The following is a 17823-nucleotide window of genomic DNA, read 5'->3' on the forward strand; positions in this document are numbered from 1 at the left end:
CCCGATGGTGGTGAGCGCCGACCTGCCGCTCGCGCTGGCGCTCACCGCGGGCACCCTGGCCGCGTTCAACCCGTGCGGTTTCGCGCTGCTGCCCGCCTACCTGACCATGCTCCTCGCCGACGACACGGACGCTCCCTCCGGCGCCGTGCCGCGGGCGCTCAAACTCACGGCCGCGATGACGGGCGGGTTCGTCACCGTCTTCGGCCTCGCCGGTCTGGTCCTCACACCGCTGGCCGTATCCGTGGGGGAGTACCTGCCCTGGCTGACGATCGTGATCGGCGTCGCCCTCGCCGCCATGGGGCTGTGGCTGCTGAGCGGCAGAGAACTGTCGCCGCGCACGCCGAGGCTCGCCGCAGGCCGTCCGGCGATGTCGGTGCGATCGCTGTACGGGTACGGGCTGTCCTACGCGGTGGCCTCGCTGTCGTGCACGATCGGCCCGTTCCTCGCCGTCGTCTCCGCCGCCCTGGTCGGCGGCGGGGTGCTCGGCGGGCTGGCGGTCTTCGTGGCCTACGCGGTCGGCATGGGGCTGGTCGTCGCCCTGCTGTCGCTGGCCGTCGCGCTGGCCAGAGGCGCGGTCGTGGGACGGCTGCGGCGGATCCTGCCGTACGTCTCACGGATCGGCGGCGGTCTGCTCCTGCTCGCCGGGCTGTACGTCGCCTACTACGGCTGGTACCAGCTGCGCGTCTTCGCGGGCGCCTCGACCCGCGATCCGATCGTCGGCGTCATGAGAGCCGTGCAGCGCACGGTGGCGGGATGGGTCGCGGTCATGGGCGCGGGCTGGATCGCCCTCGTGCTGGCCGTGGCCTTGGCCGCCGCGTTCGGGCTGTGGCGGAGCCGTACCGGATCACGCGGGAGATGAGCGCGGCACGCCCGGGAGAACCGGCGGCCTCGCGAGTCGGAGAGCCGACCGTTGTTCACATGAGGTGGTGGATGTGGGTGACCGCCCAGAACAGGACCGCGGCCACGAGCCCCACCTTGAGCAGCGTGCGAACGCCCCGCCACGCGTCTTTGCGCATGCCCGGCAGGGCCGCCTTGGTGCCCCGCCACCTCCGCCACAGGTCCAGCATCTGCTGAAAGCGGCGGCCGACGATGTACGCGGCGAACGCCACGACGATGAACAACACCACTCGTCCGTCTGTCACGTATGGCTCCCGTTGGTGAGAGGTCACCGTCCGGCCCGTCGACCAGACCCGGGCGGCTGTCACTCCTGGGAACCTCGGCGGGCACGAGCGAACGTGGAACTCACCTGACCCATCGTCATCAGGGCCACCAAACGTTACCGACCGCTATGTATTCGTGACTCACTGTAGATCGCTACTGGTGGGCGGCTCGGCCGCCGACCTGTCCGTGGGCGGCCCTCCAGGACGCACACCGAAGCCGGCCGCCGAGCGCACGCTCGGGGAGGGCGGCTCGCGCCCAAGGGCCGGCCGTAACCGCCTGGACGCGGGCGTGCCCGGTCGTCGGAGCGGTCCCAGTGTCGGGCCGCGCGGAAGCCGTCTCTGCGCCTGGCGGAGACCGGCGCTCTCGTGCGGAGCCGCGAAGTCGGGTCGCGCCGGCGCTCTCCGGTGACGGGGGAGCGGTCAGGCGGGGCTGAGGGTGCGGCTGACCTCGATCCACCGGTCGAGCGTCTCCGCGGCGCGACCGGAGTCGACCGCCTGTACGGCACGCGCGTACCCGTCGATCATCGCCGAGTCGAGGTCGTCGCCCGGGCCGTCGGCCGCCACCAGCGCCGCCGCCGCGTTGAGCAGTACCGCGTCGCGCACGGGACCGCTCTTCCCGCGCAGCAGGTCGTGCACCGCCTGCGCGTTGAAGGCCACGTCGCCGCCGCGCAGCGCGCCGACCTCGGCGCGCGCGATGCCCAGCACCGCGGGGTCGAAGACGGTCTGCGTCGCCGTGCCCTCGCGTACCACCCACACCGTCGAGGTGGTGGCGATGGTCAGTTCGTCGAGTCCGTCGTCGCCGCGGAAGACCAGCGCGGAGACGCCGCGCTCGGCGAAGACGCCGGCCAGGACGGGCAGCATGCGGGCGTCGTAGACGCCGATGGCCTGCGCGGAAGGCCGGGCCGGGTTGGTCAGGGGGCCGAGGAAGTTGAAGATCGTCGGGATGCCCAGTTCCTTGCGCGGCGGCCCGGCGAAGCGCAGCGCGGGGTGGTAGACGGGCGCGAAGCAGAACGCGATGCCGGCCTCGGCCGCCACTCGCGCGGTCGACTCGGGCGGCAGGTCGAGCCTGATGCCGAGGTACTCCAGGACGTCGGCCGCGCCGCAGGAAGAGGAGGCGGCCCTGTTGCCGTGCTTGACCACGCGCGCACCGGCGGCCGCGGCGACGATGGCCGCCATCGTGGAGACGTTGACCGTGTGGGCGCGGTCGCCTCCCGTGCCGACGATGTCGAGGACGGGCCCTTCCACCTTCAGCGGGGTCGCGAGCTCCAGCATCGTCCGCGCCAGGCCCGTCACCTCGGCGACGGTCTCGCCCTTGGCGCGAAGCGCGACCGCGAACCCGGCGATCTGCGCGGGGGTGGCGGAGCCCGACATGATCTCCCGCATCGCCCACGCCGTCTCGTCGGCGGTCAGGTGTTCCCCCGCCAGGAGGGCTGACAGCAGCGCGGGCCAGGTGGTGCGAGCGTCCATGGCGAACCTACTTCGCGTTGAGTCGGGTGGCGGAGCGCTGGCGCATGAGGGTGGCGACGGCGTCGGCCACGGCGATCGGCTCCAGCGGCTGCGGGACGACGGCGTCGGCGCGCGACCAGTTGGCCAGCCACCGGTCGTCCTTGCGGGCGACCAGCAGCAGGATCGGCGGGCAGTCGTAGACCTCGTCCTTGGCCTGCTTGCTGACACCCATGCCGCCCGCGGGCTGGGTCTCGCCGTCGAGCACGGCCACGTCGATCGTGCCGGAGTCGAGCAACTGCAGGACCTTGGGCTGGGTGGCGCACTCCACGATCTCCACCAGCGGGACGTCGGCTGCGGGACGGCGCCCGATGGCCTGCCGTACCTGGTCGCGGGTCCTGGCGTCGTCGCTGTAGACGAGGACCCTCATGGTGTCGTCGGTGCTCACGGTCGCAGCTCACTATCGGTGGTAGCAGTATGGTCACCTGGGATCGTACCGGTGCCTTCAGGCGGAAACCCAGGCCGCCGGGCTCGGCGGGCGTTTTGCACTAATTGTCCCAGGCTGTGGGCGTGTTCGGGTCCACTAACGGGGGGTCGTGCGGCGACCCGACCACCAGAGCCGCAATAATGCTGCCCGTGGCGACAGCATCCGCAATTACGACGACGACGGCTCACTCGTCCCGCCGGCCGAATCTGGTCAGCGTGGGGACGATCGTGTGGCTGTCCTCTGAGCTCATGTTCTTCGCGGCGCTGTTCGCGATGTACTTCACCATCCGGTCAGTGAGTCTCGGCGAGGGCAAGGCCTGGCCCGAGGCAGAGCTGAACATTCCGTTCTCTACGGTCAACACGATCATCCTGGTCCTGTCGAGTGTGACGTGTCAGCTTGGCGTGTGGGCCGCGGAAAAGGGTCAGGTCGGCAAGCTCCGCTTCTGGTACCTCGTCAGCTTCCTCATGGGCGCCGTCTTCGTCGGCGGCCAGATCTACGAGTACATGCAGCTCGCCCACGAGGGTGCGACGCTTTCCGCGAACGCCTACACCTCGGTGTTCTATCTGACCACGGGCTTCCACGGCCTCCACGTGACCGGTGGACTGATCGCGTTCCTGTTCATGCTGGGACGCACGTACGCCGCGAAGCGCTTCACACATGAGCAGGCGACCAGCGCGATCGTCGTGTCCTACTACTGGCACTTCGTTGACGTTGTCTGGATCGGCCTTTTCGCGACCATCTACATCATCCAGTAAGGAAACGGGGATCTCTGTGACTAGGATCACCGCTCGGCGGCGGCATCCGCTCGCGAGATACGCCGTCCTGCTTTTCGCGTTGGCGCTGGTCGGGGGGGTGTACACCCTCATCACGCCGGCCAGCAGGCCGGCTGACGCCGCTCTGGCGTCCGGCAAGGCCGACGACGTCGCCGAAGGCAAGAGCCTGTTCCAGGCGCACTGCTCGAGCTGCCACGGCCTCAACGCCGAGGGGACAGCCTCCGGACCCACGCTCGTCGGCGTGGGCGCGGCGGCGGTCGACTTCCAGGTGAGCAGCGGCCGCATGCCCGCGGCCAACCCTGGCGCCCAGGCACCGCGCAAGCCCACCCCCGAGTGGGTCAACGAGGACACCACCCGCCAGCTGGCCGCCTACGTGCAGTCGCTCGGCGGCGGACCCGTCGTCCCCGACAAGAACGCGGTCGACCCCGCGCAGGGCGACGTGGCCAGGGGCGGTGAGCTCTTCCGCGCCAACTGCATCCAGTGCCACAACTGGACCGGTGCCGGCGGCGCTCTCACCCAGGGCAAGTACGCGCCGAACCTGAACGAGGCGACGCCCACGCAGATCTACGAGGCGATGGCCACCGGCCCGCAGGCGATGCCGGTCTTCAACGACTCCACGATCACGCCCAAGGAGAAGCGCGACATGATCGCGTACATCACCGATGTGCGCGAGCAGAAGGACCCCGGAGGCTTCGGTCTCGGCCGCATCGGCCCGGTCACCGAGGGCCTCGTGGCGTGGCTCGTGGGCATCAGCGCCCTCGTACTGGCCGCCATCTGGATCACCGCTAAGAAGCGACAGGCGTCATGACAGACAACGGACATGAGATCGAGCAGCCGGACGAGCGCGTCCCCAAGCGCGTCATCGGCACTCCTCCGCACGGCAAGACGTTGATCCCGGCGGAGCAGAAGTCGGACGACGTGGAGGTTCCCGGCGTCTACTACCCCGACGAGGGCAAGGCCCGCAAGGGCGAGAGGATCGTGGCGCTCTGCTTCACGGTCACCTTCATCGCCGCCCTCGTGTTCATCGTCAACTACGTGGTCTTCCAGGTGGGCGACGTCGACAGCACGGCGGTCTCCAACCTGGCACTCGGCGCGCCGCTGACGGTGGCGCTGCTCGGCCTCGCGGCCGGCATCGTGGTCTGGGTCCGCCAGGTCATGCCGAAGTACACGCTGGTCCAGGAGCGCCACGCGATGGCCTCCGACGGCGAGACCAGGAACTACGTCTCCGAGACGTTCCTGCAGGGTGCCAAGGAGAGCGGCTTCGTCAAGCGGCCGCTGCTGCGCCGTACGCTGCTGCTGGCCTCGGCCCCCCTGGGGCTGATCCCGCTGGTGCTGCTGCGCGACCTCGACAACTCCAAGATGCCCGCCTCCGCCTTCCACAAGGAGCTCCGCCACACGGTGTGGGGCACCAAGAACAAGGAGGGCAAGCCGCTCAAGCTCGTCGTCGAGGGCACGGGTCAGCCGATCCGCGCCGCCGACTTCAACTCGCCCGGCGGCATCCTGTCGGTGGTCCCCGAGGGCTACGAGCACGACCTCAACGCCCTGGCGAAGGCCACGCTGATCCTGATCAAGTTCCGCCCCGAGGAGATCAAGTCGGGCGTGAACCTGAACTGGACCCACGACGGCATCGTCGCCTACTCCAAGATCTGCACGCACGTCGGCTGCCCCGCCGCCCTCTACGAGCAGACCACGCACCACATCCTGTGCCCCTGCCACCAGTCGACGTTCGACGCCGCTGACGGTGCCAAGGTCATCTTCGGCCCGGCCGCGAGGCCGCTGCCGCAGCTGCCCATCGCGGTCGACGAGCAGGGCTACCTCATCGCCAAGGGAGACTTCGCTGTGCCCGTCGGCCCCAGCTTCTGGGAGCGCGGCGACGCCGAGGCGAAGGTCCGGTCCGAGGGAGGCCACGCATGAGCGAGCTGACGACGGTTCCCAAGGCCATCGGCGGCCCCTCGACCTACCTCGACGACCGGCTCGGCGCGGGCAGCTTCCTCCAGCGCAACCTGCGCAAGGTCTTCCCCGACCACTGGTCGTTCCTGCTCGGCGAGATCGCGCTCTACTCGTTCGTCATCCTGCTGCTGAGCGGCACGTTCCTGACGTTCTTCTTCAAGCCCAGCATGATGCACGTCGTCTACGACGGCTCGTACGAGCCGCTCAAGGGCGTCATGATGTCGGAGGCCTACGCCTCCGCGCTGGAGATCAGCTTCGAGGTCCGCGGCGGCCTGCTCATGCGGCAGATCCACCACTGGGCCGCCCTGCTGTTCGTGGCCGGCATGATGGTGCACATGCTCCGCGTGTTCTTCACGGGTGCATACCGCAAGCCGCGCGAGCTCAACTGGGTGATCGGTGTCCTGCTGCTGACGCTGGCGCTGGCCGAGGGCCTGACCGGCTACTCGCTGCCGGACGACCTGCTGTCCGGCGCGGGCCTGCGCATCACCGAGGGCGTGGCGATCTCGCTGCCGCTGGTCGGCACCTACATCACCTTCTTCCTGTTCGGCGGTGAGTACCCGGGCGAGGACGTCATCTCCCGGTTCTACTCGCTGCACATCCTGCTGATCCCCGGCATCCTGCTGGCGCTGATCTCGGCGCACATGGTGCTCATGTGGGTGCAGAAGCACACCCAGATGCCCGGCAAGGGTCGCGACAACCACAACGTGGTCGGCGCGCCGTTCTACCCCGCGTTCATGCTCAAGGCCGGGGCGTACTTCCTGTTCACCTTCGCGATGGTCGCGGGACTGGCGACGTTCGCGCAGATCAACCCGATCTGGGCGTTCGGCCCCTACACCCCCGCCGACATCTCGGCCGGCTCGCAGCCCGACTTCTACATGGGCTTCCTCGAAGGCTCCCTGCGGTTGATGCCGCCATGGGAGATCAACATCTTCGGGTCCAGCGAGTTCGGCACGCTGCCGTTGAGCGTGATCATCCCGGCGCTCGTGCCGATGGGCATCGTGATGACAGGACTGGCGCTGTACCCGTTCCTGGAGCGGTGGATCACCGGCGACAACCGCGAGCACCACATCGCCGACCGTCCCCGCAACAACCCGCACCGCACCTCGATCGGCATGGCCGCCATCACGTTCTACGGCGTGCTGTGGCTGCTCGGCGCGAACGACGAACTGTCGGCCAACTTCTACATCAGCCTGAACTGGACGACCTACATCGGCCGCGTGGCGGTGATCATCGGTCCGGTGATCGCCTACATCATCACCTACCGCATCTGCCTGGGCCTGCAGCGTTCCGACGCCGCCGTCATCGGGCACGGCGTGGAGTCGGGTGTGATCAAGCGGCTGCCGCACGGCGAGTTCATCGAGATCCACACGCCGCCGGCGGAGGACATCGAGGCGCACATGCGGGGCAAGGAGGCCATCCAGCAGGTCGACGTCGACGTCGACAGCGAGGGCATCCCGCCCAAGGGCATGCGCGGCCCGCTGGGCAAGCTGCGCGGGCGGATGTCGAAGGCGTACGGCGGGGAGAAGATCCCGCTGGACGACGGTCACGGCCACGGTCACGGCGACGAGCACGCCGAGATCACCAGCGGCGACGACCGCAGCCTGACGCACTAGCTCCACCAAGCGAAACGCCCCGGCCCGGACACCATCCGTCCGAGCCGGGGCGTTTCCGCGTCCCCGGCGACCTTTCTCACGGGACGGCAGGCCCTGCGGTCGGTCTTCGAGGTGGGCGTCTTCGTGGAAGGCCGAAGGTGGTCCCGGGCGAGTGCGGTCGTCAGGTCCCGATGTGGTCGTTGGCGGGCGTCCTGGTGAGGCCGACGGCGGTCTCGGGCGGACGCCTTCCCGTCATGCCCGGGTGGTCCAGGGCGGGCGTGGACCCGGCCTGTACGGCAGGCACGCCAAGCCGCCACCCCCGTCACGGGGCGGGCGTCTGTCCAGGGATACGCGTCACCGAGCGCGCGTGGCGGGGGAGGGCGACGGACAGGGCGTCACGGGCGACGTGACGGCGGCCCGCCGGAGTCCTGCTGGAGTGGCGTGATGGACGGGCCCCGGCCCCGCGCCCCGCGGTGGGCTGGACCCGGCTTGCCGTAGAGGCCGATGGCCCGGGCGGAAACGGATGGCCCTGCGGTAGACGGATGGCCCGGCGGAAGTTGGATGGTCCCGCGGAAGTTGGATGGTGCCGTGGAGAACGGACGGCGGAAGGACGCGGATCCGGCTCAGGGGCGATGGGCCCCGCGGGAGACCGGCGGCCCCGGAGCGCCTGCCGGGCCCGAAGACGGGTGCCGAGGGGCGCCGGGTCAGTCGGATTCGGTGAGGCCGATGGAGAAGGCGGCGTCGAGGTCGTGCTTGGAGTACGTGCGGAACGCGATGTGCGTCGAGGTGTTGAGCACGCCCGGCACCTTGTTGAGCCGGCCGGGGATGACCTCGGCGATCTGCTCGTAGGCGGCGACGCGCACCATGGCCATCAGGTCGTATTCGCCGGTGATCGAGTAGACCTCGCTGACGCCGTCGATCTCGGCGATCGTCTGCGCGATCTCCGGGATCCGGTCCACCTCGGCGTTGATGTGAACGATTGCCGTGACCATGCCCCAACTGTATCGGGTTACCGCAATGGCCGTCCCTCGCGCCTGCTGCGGTGGTCGAGGCGCTGGTAGGCCAGGTCGATGCGGGCCTTGTGGCGGGCGGCGCCGTGCGCGGGCAACGCCCACTCGCCGTCGACCTCGACCAGCCGCACGCCCGGCCCCTCCAGCCACCGCAGGATGCACTCGGTCTCCTCGGCGCTGGCGGCGGGGATGGGACCGGCGCCGGGAGCGACGGTTTCGGAGGTGGCGACGAGCGCCTCGACGAAGGGGGTGGGGTGGGCGCCGCGTGGCATGTGGCCGGCGGCGGCGAGCCTGCCGTACCGGACGACGTGGATCTCCCATCCGCCGTCGAAGGCGGGGCTGGCGGCCACCATCTGCGGGATGCGGGTCAGGGAGGTGAGGCGCTGCATGCGGGCGGCGGTGCGGACGTAGGCGGCGAGCCGGTCACGGTCGACGGACGCCTCCTCGTAGCGCTGCTCGACGGACAGGCGCTCCATGCGGGCCTCGAGGGCGGCGAAGACGAGGGAGACGTCGGTGGCCATGGCCTTGCGGGCGCTGTCGACGTGGAGGGAGTAGTCGGCGGGCGTCTCCTTGCCCTCGCAGGGGGCGCCGCACCTGCCCATCTCGTGCAGCACGCAGGCGGGGCGCCAGGTCCTGAGGGTGAGGCGTTCGGTGCACTGGCGCAGCGGCACGGCCTCGTGGAGGGCGGTGCGGGCGTCGTCGGCGGCCTTGGCGCTGGTGAAGGGGCCGAGATAGGCGGCGCCGTCGTCCTTCAGCTCGCGGACGATGGACAGCCGGGGGAAGGCCTCGTCGGTCAGCTTGAGCCAGACGACCTTCTCGGGGAAGCGGGACCTGCGGTTGTAGCGGGGCTTGGTGCCGCCGATCAGGCGCAGCTCCCTGACCTCGGCCTCCAGCGGGGTGGCGCAGACGATGTGGCGGACCTGCTCGGCGATGCCGATCATCTCGCGGATGCGGGGCCTGGTCTCGCTCGCGGTGAAGTAGGAGCGGACGCGGTTGCGCAGGTTGGTGGACTTGCCGATGTAGAGGACCTCGCCGCGGGCGTCCTCGAACAGGTAGACGCCTGGGGCGTGGGGCACCGTCTCGGCGAGGTGGCGCTTGCGCTGCTGCTCGGGCGTGGGGGCGCGGACGAACGACTTGAGCTCTTCGAGCGTGTGCACCTGGAACGAGCCGGCGCGGGCGATCAGGCCGTGGAGGACGTCGACGGTCGCCCTGGCGTCCTGCAGGGCCCGGTGGCACGGTTCGACGGGGCTGTGGAAGAACCTGGCGAGCGTGGAGAGCTTGGCGTTGGGGATCTCGTCGCGGGTCAGGACCCTGCGCGCCAGGTCGACGGTGTCGACGACCGGGTTGACGGGCGGGGGGTAGCCCTGCGCGGCGCAGGCGGCCTTGATGAAGCCGGTGTCGAAGGCGGCGTTGTGGGCGACCAGCGTGGCGCCGGAGATGAACTCGAGAAAGCTGGGCAGCACCGACTCGACGCGCGGGGCCGCCATCACCATCGAGTCGGTGATGCCGGTCAGCACGGAGATGAACGGCGGGATCGGTCCACCGGGGTCCACGAGGGTGGCGAACTCGCCGATCACCTCGCCCGCGCGCACCTTGACCGCGCCGATCTCGGTGATCGCGTGCTCGTGCGCCGAGCCGCCGGTGGTCTCCAGGTCGAAAACGACGAAGGTGACCTCGCTCAGCGGGGTGCCGAGCTCGTCGAGAGTGCCTTGAACCGCGTCCACGTCCAAGACCATAGAGACGTCGACCGACAGTTATTCGGGCGACCCGGCGAAGACCGGGCTGACCTGCGGGCCTCAGGTGAGGGGTCGCGGGCGAGGCGGCCGGACCTCACGGGGGGAGATTATTCGTTACTCTCCCCTTTATGTCCGGGGGACGACTCGCCGGCCGCTACACCCTGATCAGGCCGCTGGGCAGCGGCGGGATGGGCAAGGTCTGGCTGGCCAGAGACGAGATGCTTGACCGCGAGGTGGCGGTCAAGGAGCTCACGCTGCCCGAAGGCCTCGACGAGCAGGGCAGGGCCGAGGCCGTCGCGAGGGCGGTGCGGGAGGCGCAGGCCACCGCGCAGCTGCGCCATCCCGGCGTGGTGGCGCTCCACGACGTCATCGTCGAGTACGGCAGGCCATGGCTGATCATGGAGCTGCTGCGCGGCCGTACGCTCGGCGAGGCCATCACGCAGGAGGGCGCGCTGCCGCCCGCGACGGTCGCCAGGATCGGCGCGGACGTGCTGGAGGCGCTGACCGCCGCCCATTCGCGCGGCCTGCAGCACCGCGACGTCAAGCCGGGCAACGTCTTCCTCACCGACAGCGGGCGGGTCGTGCTGACCGACTTCGGCATCGCCAGGCAGGAGGGCCAGGCGACGCTGACCCAGGCCGGCCTGATGATCGGCTCGCCGGGATTCATCGCGCCCGAGCGTCTGGAAGGGGAGGCCGGTGGGCCGCCGAGTGACCTGTGGTCGCTGGGCGCGACGCTGTTCGCCGCGGCCGAGGGCGTCTCCGCCTACGAGGGCACGGCGATGGAGCGCATCAAGGCGACGCTGACCATGCCGCCCAGGCCTCCGCACCGTTCGGGCCCGCTGGCACCCGTGCTGAGCGCGATGATGGCCAGGCATCCCGCCGCGCGTCCCGACCCGTGGAGCACCGTCCACGCGCTGCGCCAGGTCGCCGTGGGCCAGTCCGCTCCGCCGCTGGCGCGCCAGGACCCGACCGTCCCCGGCGTGATCGCGCGGCCGCGCTCGCGGCGCCGGTGGTGGCTGTGGCTCGTCCCCGCGGGCGCCGTGGTCGTCGCGGGCGCGGTCGCCGCGGCCCTGGTGTTCTCGCGGGGCGGTACGGCCGCGCCCACCGCGTTCACGCTTCCCGTCGACATGTGCGGGCTGCTGACCCCCTCCCAGGTCGGTGAGGTGCTCGGCACGGGCCAGCCGCCCAAGGGCGTGCAGAGCGTCGCGGACAGCGACGACAGGCTCGGCGTGTCCTGCGACTGGACGGTCAGCGGCAGGGGAGTGTCGGTGGTGGCGCAGCGCGACTCCGACACCCCGCAGCCGTGGTCGATGACCACCGAGTCGGCGCGCAGGCTGATGGAGAGCCAGCGGGTGTGGATCGGCAAGTACCGGGAGCTGCAGTGGTCGTGGAAGGAGATCGGCGCGAAGGGGCCGTTCACCGCCAAGGTCAGCAAGGCCCAGCCGCTGCAGGGCGTCGGTGAGGAGGGCTACACCTACGAGCTGAGCGCCCAGGGCAGGGTCCACACCGCCGTGGTGATGTACCGCGTGGCCAACCTGGTGATCCAGGTGGAGTTCACCACGCTGGCAAGCAGGCCCACAGACGACCAGGTCAAGCGGACCGCGCTCACTGTCGCCCGGCAGAGCGAGCAGGCGCTGCGGAGCGGGGGCTAGCGACGTGGAGTACGTGCTCGCCGGTCGATACCGGCTGGCCGAACGGCTCGGCGAGGGCGGTGCGGGCACCGTGTGGCGCGCCCGCGACGAACGGCTCGGCCGCGACGTCGCCGTCAAGCAGGTCCGCATCCCCCAGCAGCTCGACGCGGCGGGGCGGGCGGCCTTCGTCGAGCAGGCCATCCACGAGGCCCGGTCGGCGGGCAGGCTGCGCGACCCGTCGATCGTCATGGTCCACGACGTGGTGCTCGACCAGGGGCTGCCCTGGATCATCATGGATCTGGCGACGGGGCGCTCCCTCGACAAGATCATCAAGGAGAGCGGGCCGCTGCCGCCGCACATCGTGGCCCGCATCGGCCTCCAGGTGCTGTCGGCGCTGGAAGTGGCGCACGCGCACGGGATCCTCCACCAGGACGTCAAGCCCGCCAACATCCTGCTCGACGCCGACGGCAGCGCCATGCTCACCGACTTCGGCGTGGCGGCGCCCGTGGGCGGCGTCGGCGGAGGGGGCTCGCCCGGCTACATGCCGCCCGAACGGCTGAACGGCCTGCCCGCGGGCCCCGCCTCCGACCTGTTCTCGCTGGGCGCCAGCCTCTACACCGCGGTCGAGGGCCGCGCGCCCTTCCACAGGGAGATGCAGGCGGCGGTGGCCGCCGCCGTCCTGCTGCACGATCCGCCGCCGCCGGAGCGGGCGGGCAGGGAACTGGGCAGGCTGATCCTCGACCTGCTGGCCAAGCAGCCCGAACGGCGGCCGCATCCGCGGGAGGCGCGGCAGCGGCTCACCGGCTCGACGAACACCACGCCCGTCGCCTTCCGCCCTCGTCGCAAATGGAAGCTGCCCGCCGCGCTGGCGGTCGCGGCGGTGGCCGTCGTGGGCGGCGTGACCTACGCCTTCGCCGTACCGGGGGAGGGGGATCAGGGCAGATTCGCCGACCTGCCCGACGCCTGCACGCTGCTCACCGACGCCCAGGCCGGCGCCCTGCTGGGCGGCGGCGATGTGCGCAGGGACAAGCCGATGCCGGGCAGGTGCGCGTGGCAGGTCTGGAAGGGGTCGCGCGCCGACCGCTCGATCAGCCTGCGGCTGGCCGTGCACCGGCCGCAGGGCGGCCACGACGGGCCGCAGGTGGCGAAGCTGGTGTTCGACAACGACCGGTCGGCCGCCGCCTCCTCCGACGGCTCGATCTTCAGGAAGTCCACCTACAAGATCAGGGACGTCCAGAGCGTGGGAGAGGCCGCCTTCGCCCAGGACTCGTACGAGATCTACCAGATAGGCACGGGCGACACGGGCCAGGCGCGGTACCGCGTGGCGCTGCGCGACAGCAACCTCACCGCGGAGGTCGTCTACCACACCCTGGAGGTGAAGGGCGTGGACGCGGCGGGGCAGCGGGTGGCGGTGGAGGCGGCGCGGCAGGTCACATCCTCGCTTCGAGGTTGACCAGTGCAAGTCAATTGCAATCACAGCGGCTAGCATCCATGCCCATGTCTTGGAGTCAGGACGATCCCCCTCCCACCAACCCGTACCGTGCACCGGACTGGCAGTTCCAGCAGGTGCCGACCATGCCGTCGGCGCCGCCGCCCCCACCGCCGAAGCGCCGCTCGTGGGTGCTGCCGACAGTGGCGGCAGGGGCCGCGGTCGTGCTGATCGCCGCAGGCGCGGGCGCCTTCCTCCTGTACGCCAGGCCCACCGCCGCCGACCAGCCCGCCACGCCCACCTCCAAGGCCACCCCCGTCGAGACGGCTTCGCCCTCCGACGTCCCGTCCGCGGCACCTGCGCTGGACGTCTGCGCCATGCTCCCCGCCGCGGAGACCGAGCGCCTGGTGCCCGCGGCGACCGTGGACAAGCGCTCTCGCGACGCCGACCACGCCGTCTACTCCTCCTGCGACTGGACCAACCGCCGCATCTCCTATGGCGAGTTCTGGCGCAGCCGCGAGATCAAGGTCTCCATCGCCCAGCACAAGCCCGACGGGCCGAAGACCGGCAGAACGCAGGCGCAACAGTCGCACGACGCGGAGCGCGGCTTCTTCGCCTACAAGGCGAACAATCCGAAGAAGGACGACGCCAAACCAGGGGAGAAGGACTACTACTCGCCCGTCAAGGAGTACGCAGGGGTGGGCGACGGCGCCTTCGGCCAGTACACGTGGCGGCGCGACAAGCTGCTCTGGTACTCCTTCGGCGAGGGCAGGGCTCGCGTCGACGACCTGATCATCGAGGTGCGCTACGAGGCCAGCCAGCAGCGCAAGGACACCAAGATCCTCTCGAACGAGAGCACGCAGTCCGTCAGCGAGGAGAACGCGCTGCGCGAGGTCGGCATCCTGCTGACCCATCTGGCCAAGTCCGCCGCGGAGTGGAAGCGGGCCCACCCGGATCAGCTCGCCAAGGCCGAGCCGAGCTCGTCGCCGTCCGCGCCCCCCAAGCCGACGCCGTCCTCCACGCCCACGGTGGTGGCTCAGCTGCCCCCGGCGTGCAAGCGGATGTCGCCCGCGATGACGAAGCTCGTCCCCGGCGCCACCGAGCGCGCCAGGGCCAACGATGTCGCGGGCGTGAAGGAGAGCGAGTGCCGCTGGCTCAACCTGAACGCGTCCGCAGGTGAGGGCAGGCGCAGGATCCGCAGCGCGCTCCTCACGATCCAGGTGTTCAGCAACCGCGCGGGCGCGGGCGATCCGACCGCCGCGCTGAGCCGCTTCTCCACCAAGATCGGCAACGCCAGGTCGACGGAGGGAAGCTCGTTCGGCGGCGTCACCTGGGGCAAGATCGAGAAGGTGAAGGGGCTCGGCGACGACGCCTACATCCAGTACTGGGTCGACAAGAAGAACGCCGTGTTCAACGGCAGCGCCGACGTCGTGGTCAGGCTCGGCCCCACGGTCATCCATGCCTCGTTCGCGGGGGCGGACCTCGGGGCCGACGAGCCGACCAACTCGCCCAAGGTCAAGGTGCTGGGCGAGAAGGAGGCCCGTGACGGCGCCATGATCATCGCGAAGGAGATCCTCACCTCGCTCGCCCAGCCGGGGTCGTAGGGAGACTCGCTCGTCCGGCTGGGGTTGTGGGGAGACTCGCTCGTCCGGCTGGGGTTGTGGGGAGACTCGCTCGTCCGGCCGGGGTGGTAGGGAGACTCGCTCGTCCAGCGGGGTCGTAGGAGAACGGACGGGGCAGGGCGGGCCCGCCGTCGACGGCGGCCGGCCCGCTCCTCGACGGCGACAGGGCTGACCCGCCGTCGGCGGGTCAGCCCTGTCGGCGCGTGCCGGTGCTCTGGACGAGGAACGGGCCCAGCAGCCCCGGCACGGCACGGGCCGCCAGGTCGAGCCCCTCGGTGGTGCCCACGTCGAGCACGTCGTAGTGGCCGTCGCCCGCCGCGGTCGTGGCGGCCACGGTGATGAGTCCGAGGCGGCGCTGGAAGAAGGACTGCCTGATCCGCCAGCCGACGATGCCGCCCGTGTCGAGCGCGACCGTGGTGCGCCCCGCCGAACCCGCCCTGGTGAGCAGGTGGCCGCCGCTGAGCCGGTGCCCGAGCCCCCTGTAGGCGTCGGCGGCCAGAGCCAGGGCGGCGGGGAGGGCCAGGGCGGGCAGCGCCCACGCGGCGAGCGGGATCCAGCCGGTCAGCCACTCGGTGATTCCCATGGCGGCGGTGAGCACGGCGACCATGAGGAGCGCCTGACGCGTGCGCCGCCCTCTGGCCGCTCGCGGGTGCGGCGCCAACTGCCCCCACCCCACCTCTCCCACGGCCTCCCCAGGGACGGAGGCCGCGTGCCCACGGCTCCCATCGCTCCCACGGCTCCCATCGCTCCCACGGCTCCCCACGCTCCCAGGGCTCCCCACGCTCCCAGGGCTCCCCACGCTCCCAGGGCTCCCCACGCTCCCAGGGCTCCCCACGCTCCTAGGGCTCTCAGGGCTCTCAGGGCTCTCAGGGCTCCCAAGGCGAGTATGAGCACTATGGCCTGACGCAGACGCAGACGCAGACGCAGACGCGGACGCAGGCGTTGGCGTCGGCGCGAGAGCCGGCGCTGGTGTGGGGTGGGTGGCAGGAGCCGGGGTGGACGCGGCGTGCAGGACGTGGGAGGCGACGCGGAAGGCCTCCGCGCGGGGGACCGGCGGGGTCAGCGCGGACACCTCCTCGCTCTCCTGCCCCTCGGCCTTGCGCAGCCCGACCGCCACCACTCTGACCTTGGCGCCCCCGCCCAGCCTCAGCAGCAGCGGCTCGGCCACCGTCACGCCGCGCAGCCTGCGTGTCTCCATGGTGAGCGAGCGGGTGGTGAGCAGCCCTCTGCGGACCCGCAGCGTCCTGGCCTCCTGCTCCAGGCGATAGTTCCCCCACGACTCGGCGAACAGGCCCACCGCGCCGACCAGCCCGACCAGCAGGCTGACGGCCAGGACGACCGGTATCGCGACCCACGGGTTGCCGACCAGCCACTCCCAGGCCATCTTGGCGGCCGAGGTGCTGAACAGGTCGATGCCGACCACGTCGAGCACCTTCTTGATCGCCCCGATCGCGATCGCGCCGCCGACGAACACCCAGATGGACAGCGGCGCGTACCTGATCCAGCTCCACCGCAGCGTGGCCACGGCCAGGCCGCTCTCCTCGTGCTCGGCGCCGGCCGCGAAAGGCGGGCCGGGCGCGGCGAGCGTGGAAGGCCCGGCGAGCGTGGAAGGCGCGGAGGGCCCGGTGAGCGTGGAAGGCGCGGCGAGCGCGGGCGAAAAGGCGGCATGGCCGGGCGTGGCCGCACCCGCCCCCGTCAGGAGGGTGCGGCGCAGCGCCTCGGCGTCGGGCGCGGCCATCGCGTTCAGGGTGAGCTCGGTGTGCTCGCCCGTGGTGTGCTCGCCGGTGCCGACCTTGACGACGGCCAGGCCCAGTGCCCGCCGTACGACATCGGCCTTGACATCGACGCTGCGCACGCGGTCACGGGGGATCGAGCGGTGCTGGCGCACCAGGATCCCCGCCCGCAGTTCGAGCCGGTCGGGGGTGAGCCTGAAGCGGGTGGTGCGCAGCCGGGCCACCCCGTAGACGTAGCCGGCGACCAGCACCAGGGCCACGGTGCCCGCTGCACAGGCGATGACCAGCTCGCGGGCGATGTCCTTGTCGAGGAGGAAGCGCGTCAGGGCGAACGCGGCGGGCGCGGCGACCGTCGTGGACAGGGCCGCGTTGGCGAGGGGGATCCTATGGTGCAGCGTGCTCCATCTGACGCCGCTCTCGGTCCCCTGGTGGGTGGTCACGTGGCGTCTCCCCGTGTGGCCTGCGTGATCGCGGTGAGCCTGGCGGCCAGTTCCGCGGCGAGCTCGTGGTCCAGCCCCTCGATCTTGATGGCGCCGGCGGCGGACGCGGTCGTCACCGTGACGTCGGCGAGCCCGAACATCCGCTGCACGGGGCCGCGCGCGGTGTCGACCGTCTGGATGCGTGACATCGGCGCCACCCTCCAGGTGTGGGTGATCCAGCCTGAGCGGACGTAGACGGCCTCGTCGGTGATCTCCCATCGCTGGACCCGGTAGTAGGCGCGCGGCGCGACCGCGGCCAGCAGCACGCAGGCCAGCGAGACGGCCACGGCCGCTGTGCCGAGCGCGACCGGGTGCGGCGTGAAGAACCAGTACGCCACGGCGATGGCCACCACCAGGGGCAGGGCCAGCATGAACGCCTGCACGGTCCACCAGGTGGCGGCGCGGGGGTCGGCCAGATTGCGGGGTGGGCGAAGGGCGAGCTCGGCCATGGTTCAGCTCGTCTCCTTCTTCTTCTTCATGGAGTTGGCCGCCGCCAGCAGCGCGAAACCGAGGACGCCGAGCGCGATGCCGGCGAACACCTCGTAGCCGTCGAGGAACGGCAGGCGGTTGATGATCAGGAAGTCGTGCGCCCAGCCCCACCAGCCGAGGACGGTGTTGATCACACCGCCGACGCCCTGGATGAGGAGCACGGTTCCGACCACTTCGACGATTCCCTTCATGCCGTCAAGCCTCCGGCTCGGACGGGGGCCGGGGCGTCGTCCGGAGGTTGAGAACGGCATCGACTTTGGTCGCTGTCGTCGTGCCGAAGGGAGCACCT

17 protein-coding genes are annotated in these 17823 nt (G+C 70.9%); 8 read left to right on the forward strand and 9 right to left on the reverse strand.

Annotated elements, in window-relative coordinates; all coding sequences use genetic code 11:
* Positions 1-10 precede the first annotated feature (10 nt).
* Positions 11-859 carry a cytochrome c biogenesis CcdA family protein gene (locus tag AC3EO4_RS01165; protein ID WP_431893019.1) on the forward strand — a complete coding sequence of 283 codons (849 nt, stop codon included), beginning with the start codon at positions 11-13 and terminating at the stop codon, positions 857-859.
* Between the two features lie 55 nt (positions 860-914).
* On the opposite strand, the gene AC3EO4_RS01170 is transcribed toward AC3EO4_RS01165, so the two are convergent.
* From AC3EO4_RS01170 to AC3EO4_RS01180, 3 genes are all read right to left on the reverse strand, one after another.
* Positions 915-1142, reverse strand: a complete 228-nt coding sequence (locus AC3EO4_RS01170) for a hypothetical protein (RefSeq protein ID WP_379579619.1) — start codon at positions 1140-1142, stop codon at positions 915-917.
* Positions 1143-1580: 438 nt separating this feature from the next.
* Positions 1581-2627, reverse strand: a complete 1047-nt coding sequence (gene trpD / locus AC3EO4_RS01175; RefSeq protein ID WP_431893022.1) for an anthranilate phosphoribosyltransferase — start codon at positions 2625-2627, stop codon at positions 1581-1583.
* 7 nt (positions 2628-2634) lie between these two features.
* A complete protein-coding gene (locus AC3EO4_RS01180) occupies positions 2635-3033 on the reverse strand; it encodes a hypothetical protein (protein WP_358124718.1) in 399 nt (132 codons plus the stop codon).
* A 197-nt stretch (positions 3034-3230) separates the two neighbouring features.
* Between AC3EO4_RS01180 and ctaE the strand changes: the two genes are divergently transcribed.
* The 4 genes from ctaE to qcrB are packed head-to-tail and all read left to right on the forward strand — an operon-like array spanning position 3231 to position 7426.
* Positions 3231-3845, forward strand: a complete 615-nt coding sequence (gene ctaE / locus AC3EO4_RS01185) for an aa3-type cytochrome oxidase subunit III (protein WP_379579616.1) — start codon at positions 3231-3233, stop codon at positions 3843-3845.
* Between the two features lie 16 nt (positions 3846-3861).
* Positions 3862-4671 (forward strand): cytochrome bc1 complex diheme cytochrome c subunit, encoded by an 810-nt coding sequence (qcrC, locus tag AC3EO4_RS01190; protein WP_379579614.1) that lies wholly within the window; start codon positions 3862-3864, stop codon positions 4669-4671.
* Positions 4668-5777, forward strand: coding sequence for a cytochrome bc1 complex Rieske iron-sulfur subunit (qcrA, locus tag AC3EO4_RS01195; protein ID WP_431893025.1), 1110 nt, complete (start codon positions 4668-4670; stop codon positions 5775-5777). Before qcrC ends, qcrA begins: the two co-directional genes overlap by 4 nt.
* On the forward strand, positions 5774-7426 hold the full coding sequence (gene qcrB, locus AC3EO4_RS01200; protein ID WP_379579610.1) for a cytochrome bc1 complex cytochrome b subunit: 1653 nt from the start codon (positions 5774-5776) through the stop codon (positions 7424-7426). The genes qcrA and qcrB overlap by 4 nt, the downstream gene beginning before the upstream one ends.
* A gap of 160 nt (positions 7427-7586) precedes the next feature.
* On the opposite strand, the gene AC3EO4_RS01205 is transcribed toward qcrB, so the two are convergent.
* The 3 genes from AC3EO4_RS01205 to AC3EO4_RS01215 form a co-directional block, all read right to left on the reverse strand.
* Positions 7587-7709, reverse strand: coding sequence for a hypothetical protein (locus AC3EO4_RS01205; protein WP_379579608.1), 123 nt, complete (start codon positions 7707-7709; stop codon positions 7587-7589).
* 400 nt (positions 7710-8109) lie between these two features.
* Positions 8110-8397 (reverse strand): Lrp/AsnC family transcriptional regulator, encoded by a 288-nt coding sequence (locus AC3EO4_RS01210; protein WP_358123825.1) that lies wholly within the window; start codon positions 8395-8397, stop codon positions 8110-8112.
* Between the two features lie 17 nt (positions 8398-8414).
* Positions 8415-10151, reverse strand: a complete 1737-nt coding sequence (locus AC3EO4_RS01215) for a DEDD exonuclease domain-containing protein (protein ID WP_379579606.1) — start codon at positions 10149-10151, stop codon at positions 8415-8417.
* Positions 10152-10279: 128 nt separating this feature from the next.
* On the opposite strand from AC3EO4_RS01215, the gene AC3EO4_RS01220 reads away from it, so the two are divergent.
* From AC3EO4_RS01220 to AC3EO4_RS01230, 3 genes are read left to right on the forward strand one after another with little or no spacing between them, the layout of a single operon-like run.
* Positions 10280-11803 (forward strand): serine/threonine-protein kinase, encoded by a 1524-nt coding sequence (locus AC3EO4_RS01220; RefSeq protein WP_431893030.1) that lies wholly within the window; start codon positions 10280-10282, stop codon positions 11801-11803.
* Positions 11804-11807: 4 nt separating this feature from the next.
* On the forward strand, positions 11808-13235 hold the full coding sequence (locus tag AC3EO4_RS01225; protein ID WP_431893033.1) for a serine/threonine-protein kinase: 1428 nt from the start codon (positions 11808-11810) through the stop codon (positions 13233-13235).
* Positions 13236-13279: 44 nt separating this feature from the next.
* Positions 13280-14815, forward strand: a complete 1536-nt coding sequence (locus tag AC3EO4_RS01230; protein ID WP_431893034.1) for a hypothetical protein — start codon at positions 13280-13282, stop codon at positions 14813-14815.
* Between the two features lie 205 nt (positions 14816-15020).
* Here the strand turns inward: AC3EO4_RS01230 and AC3EO4_RS01235 are convergent, their stop codons facing one another.
* From AC3EO4_RS01235 to AC3EO4_RS01245, 3 genes are read right to left on the reverse strand one after another with little or no spacing between them, the layout of a single operon-like run.
* Entirely contained in the window at positions 15021-17006 is a 1986-nt protein-coding gene (locus tag AC3EO4_RS01235; RefSeq protein WP_431893037.1) for a PH domain-containing protein, read from the reverse strand.
* The gene (locus tag AC3EO4_RS01240; RefSeq protein WP_431893039.1) at positions 17003-17494 is read right to left on the reverse strand and encodes a PH domain-containing protein; all 492 of its coding nucleotides are present in this window, start codon (positions 17492-17494) and stop codon (positions 17003-17005) included. The genes AC3EO4_RS01235 and AC3EO4_RS01240 overlap by 4 nt, the downstream gene beginning before the upstream one ends.
* Positions 17495-17497: 3 nt before the next feature.
* Complete coding sequence (locus AC3EO4_RS01245) at positions 17498-17725, reverse strand: hypothetical protein (protein ID WP_431893041.1); 228 nt, start codon at positions 17723-17725, stop codon at positions 17498-17500.
* Between the last annotated feature and the right edge of the window lie 98 nt (positions 17726-17823).

Source organism: Nonomuraea sp. bgisy101 (assembly GCF_057708945.1).

Excerpts from the sequence above, each read along its gene's own strand:
- trpD (WP_431893022.1), bottom strand. The coding sequence starts at position 2,627 with ATGGACGCTCGCACCACCTGGCCCGCGCTGCTGTCAGCCCTCCTGGCG.
- AC3EO4_RS01180 (WP_358124718.1), bottom strand. The coding sequence starts at position 3,033 with ATGAGGGTCCTCGTCTACAGCGACGACGCCAGGACCCGCGACCAGGTA.
- ctaE (WP_379579616.1), top strand. The coding sequence starts at position 3,231 with ATGCTGCCCGTGGCGACAGCATCCGCAATTACGACGACGACGGCTCAC.
- qcrA (WP_431893025.1), top strand. The coding sequence starts at position 4,668 with ATGACAGACAACGGACATGAGATCGAGCAGCCGGACGAGCGCGTCCCC.
- qcrB (WP_379579610.1), top strand. The coding sequence starts at position 5,774 with ATGAGCGAGCTGACGACGGTTCCCAAGGCCATCGGCGGCCCCTCGACC.
- AC3EO4_RS01210 (WP_358123825.1), bottom strand. The coding sequence starts at position 8,397 with ATGGTCACGGCAATCGTTCACATCAACGCCGAGGTGGACCGGATCCCG.
- AC3EO4_RS01215 (WP_379579606.1), bottom strand. The coding sequence starts at position 10,151 with ATGGTCTTGGACGTGGACGCGGTTCAAGGCACTCTCGACGAGCTCGGC.
- AC3EO4_RS01220 (WP_431893030.1), top strand. The coding sequence starts at position 10,280 with ATGTCCGGGGGACGACTCGCCGGCCGCTACACCCTGATCAGGCCGCTG.
- AC3EO4_RS01230 (WP_431893034.1), top strand. The coding sequence starts at position 13,280 with ATGTCTTGGAGTCAGGACGATCCCCCTCCCACCAACCCGTACCGTGCA.
- AC3EO4_RS01240 (WP_431893039.1), bottom strand. The coding sequence starts at position 17,494 with ATGGCCGAGCTCGCCCTTCGCCCACCCCGCAATCTGGCCGACCCCCGC.
- AC3EO4_RS01245 (WP_431893041.1), bottom strand. The coding sequence starts at position 17,725 with ATGAAGGGAATCGTCGAAGTGGTCGGAACCGTGCTCCTCATCCAGGGC.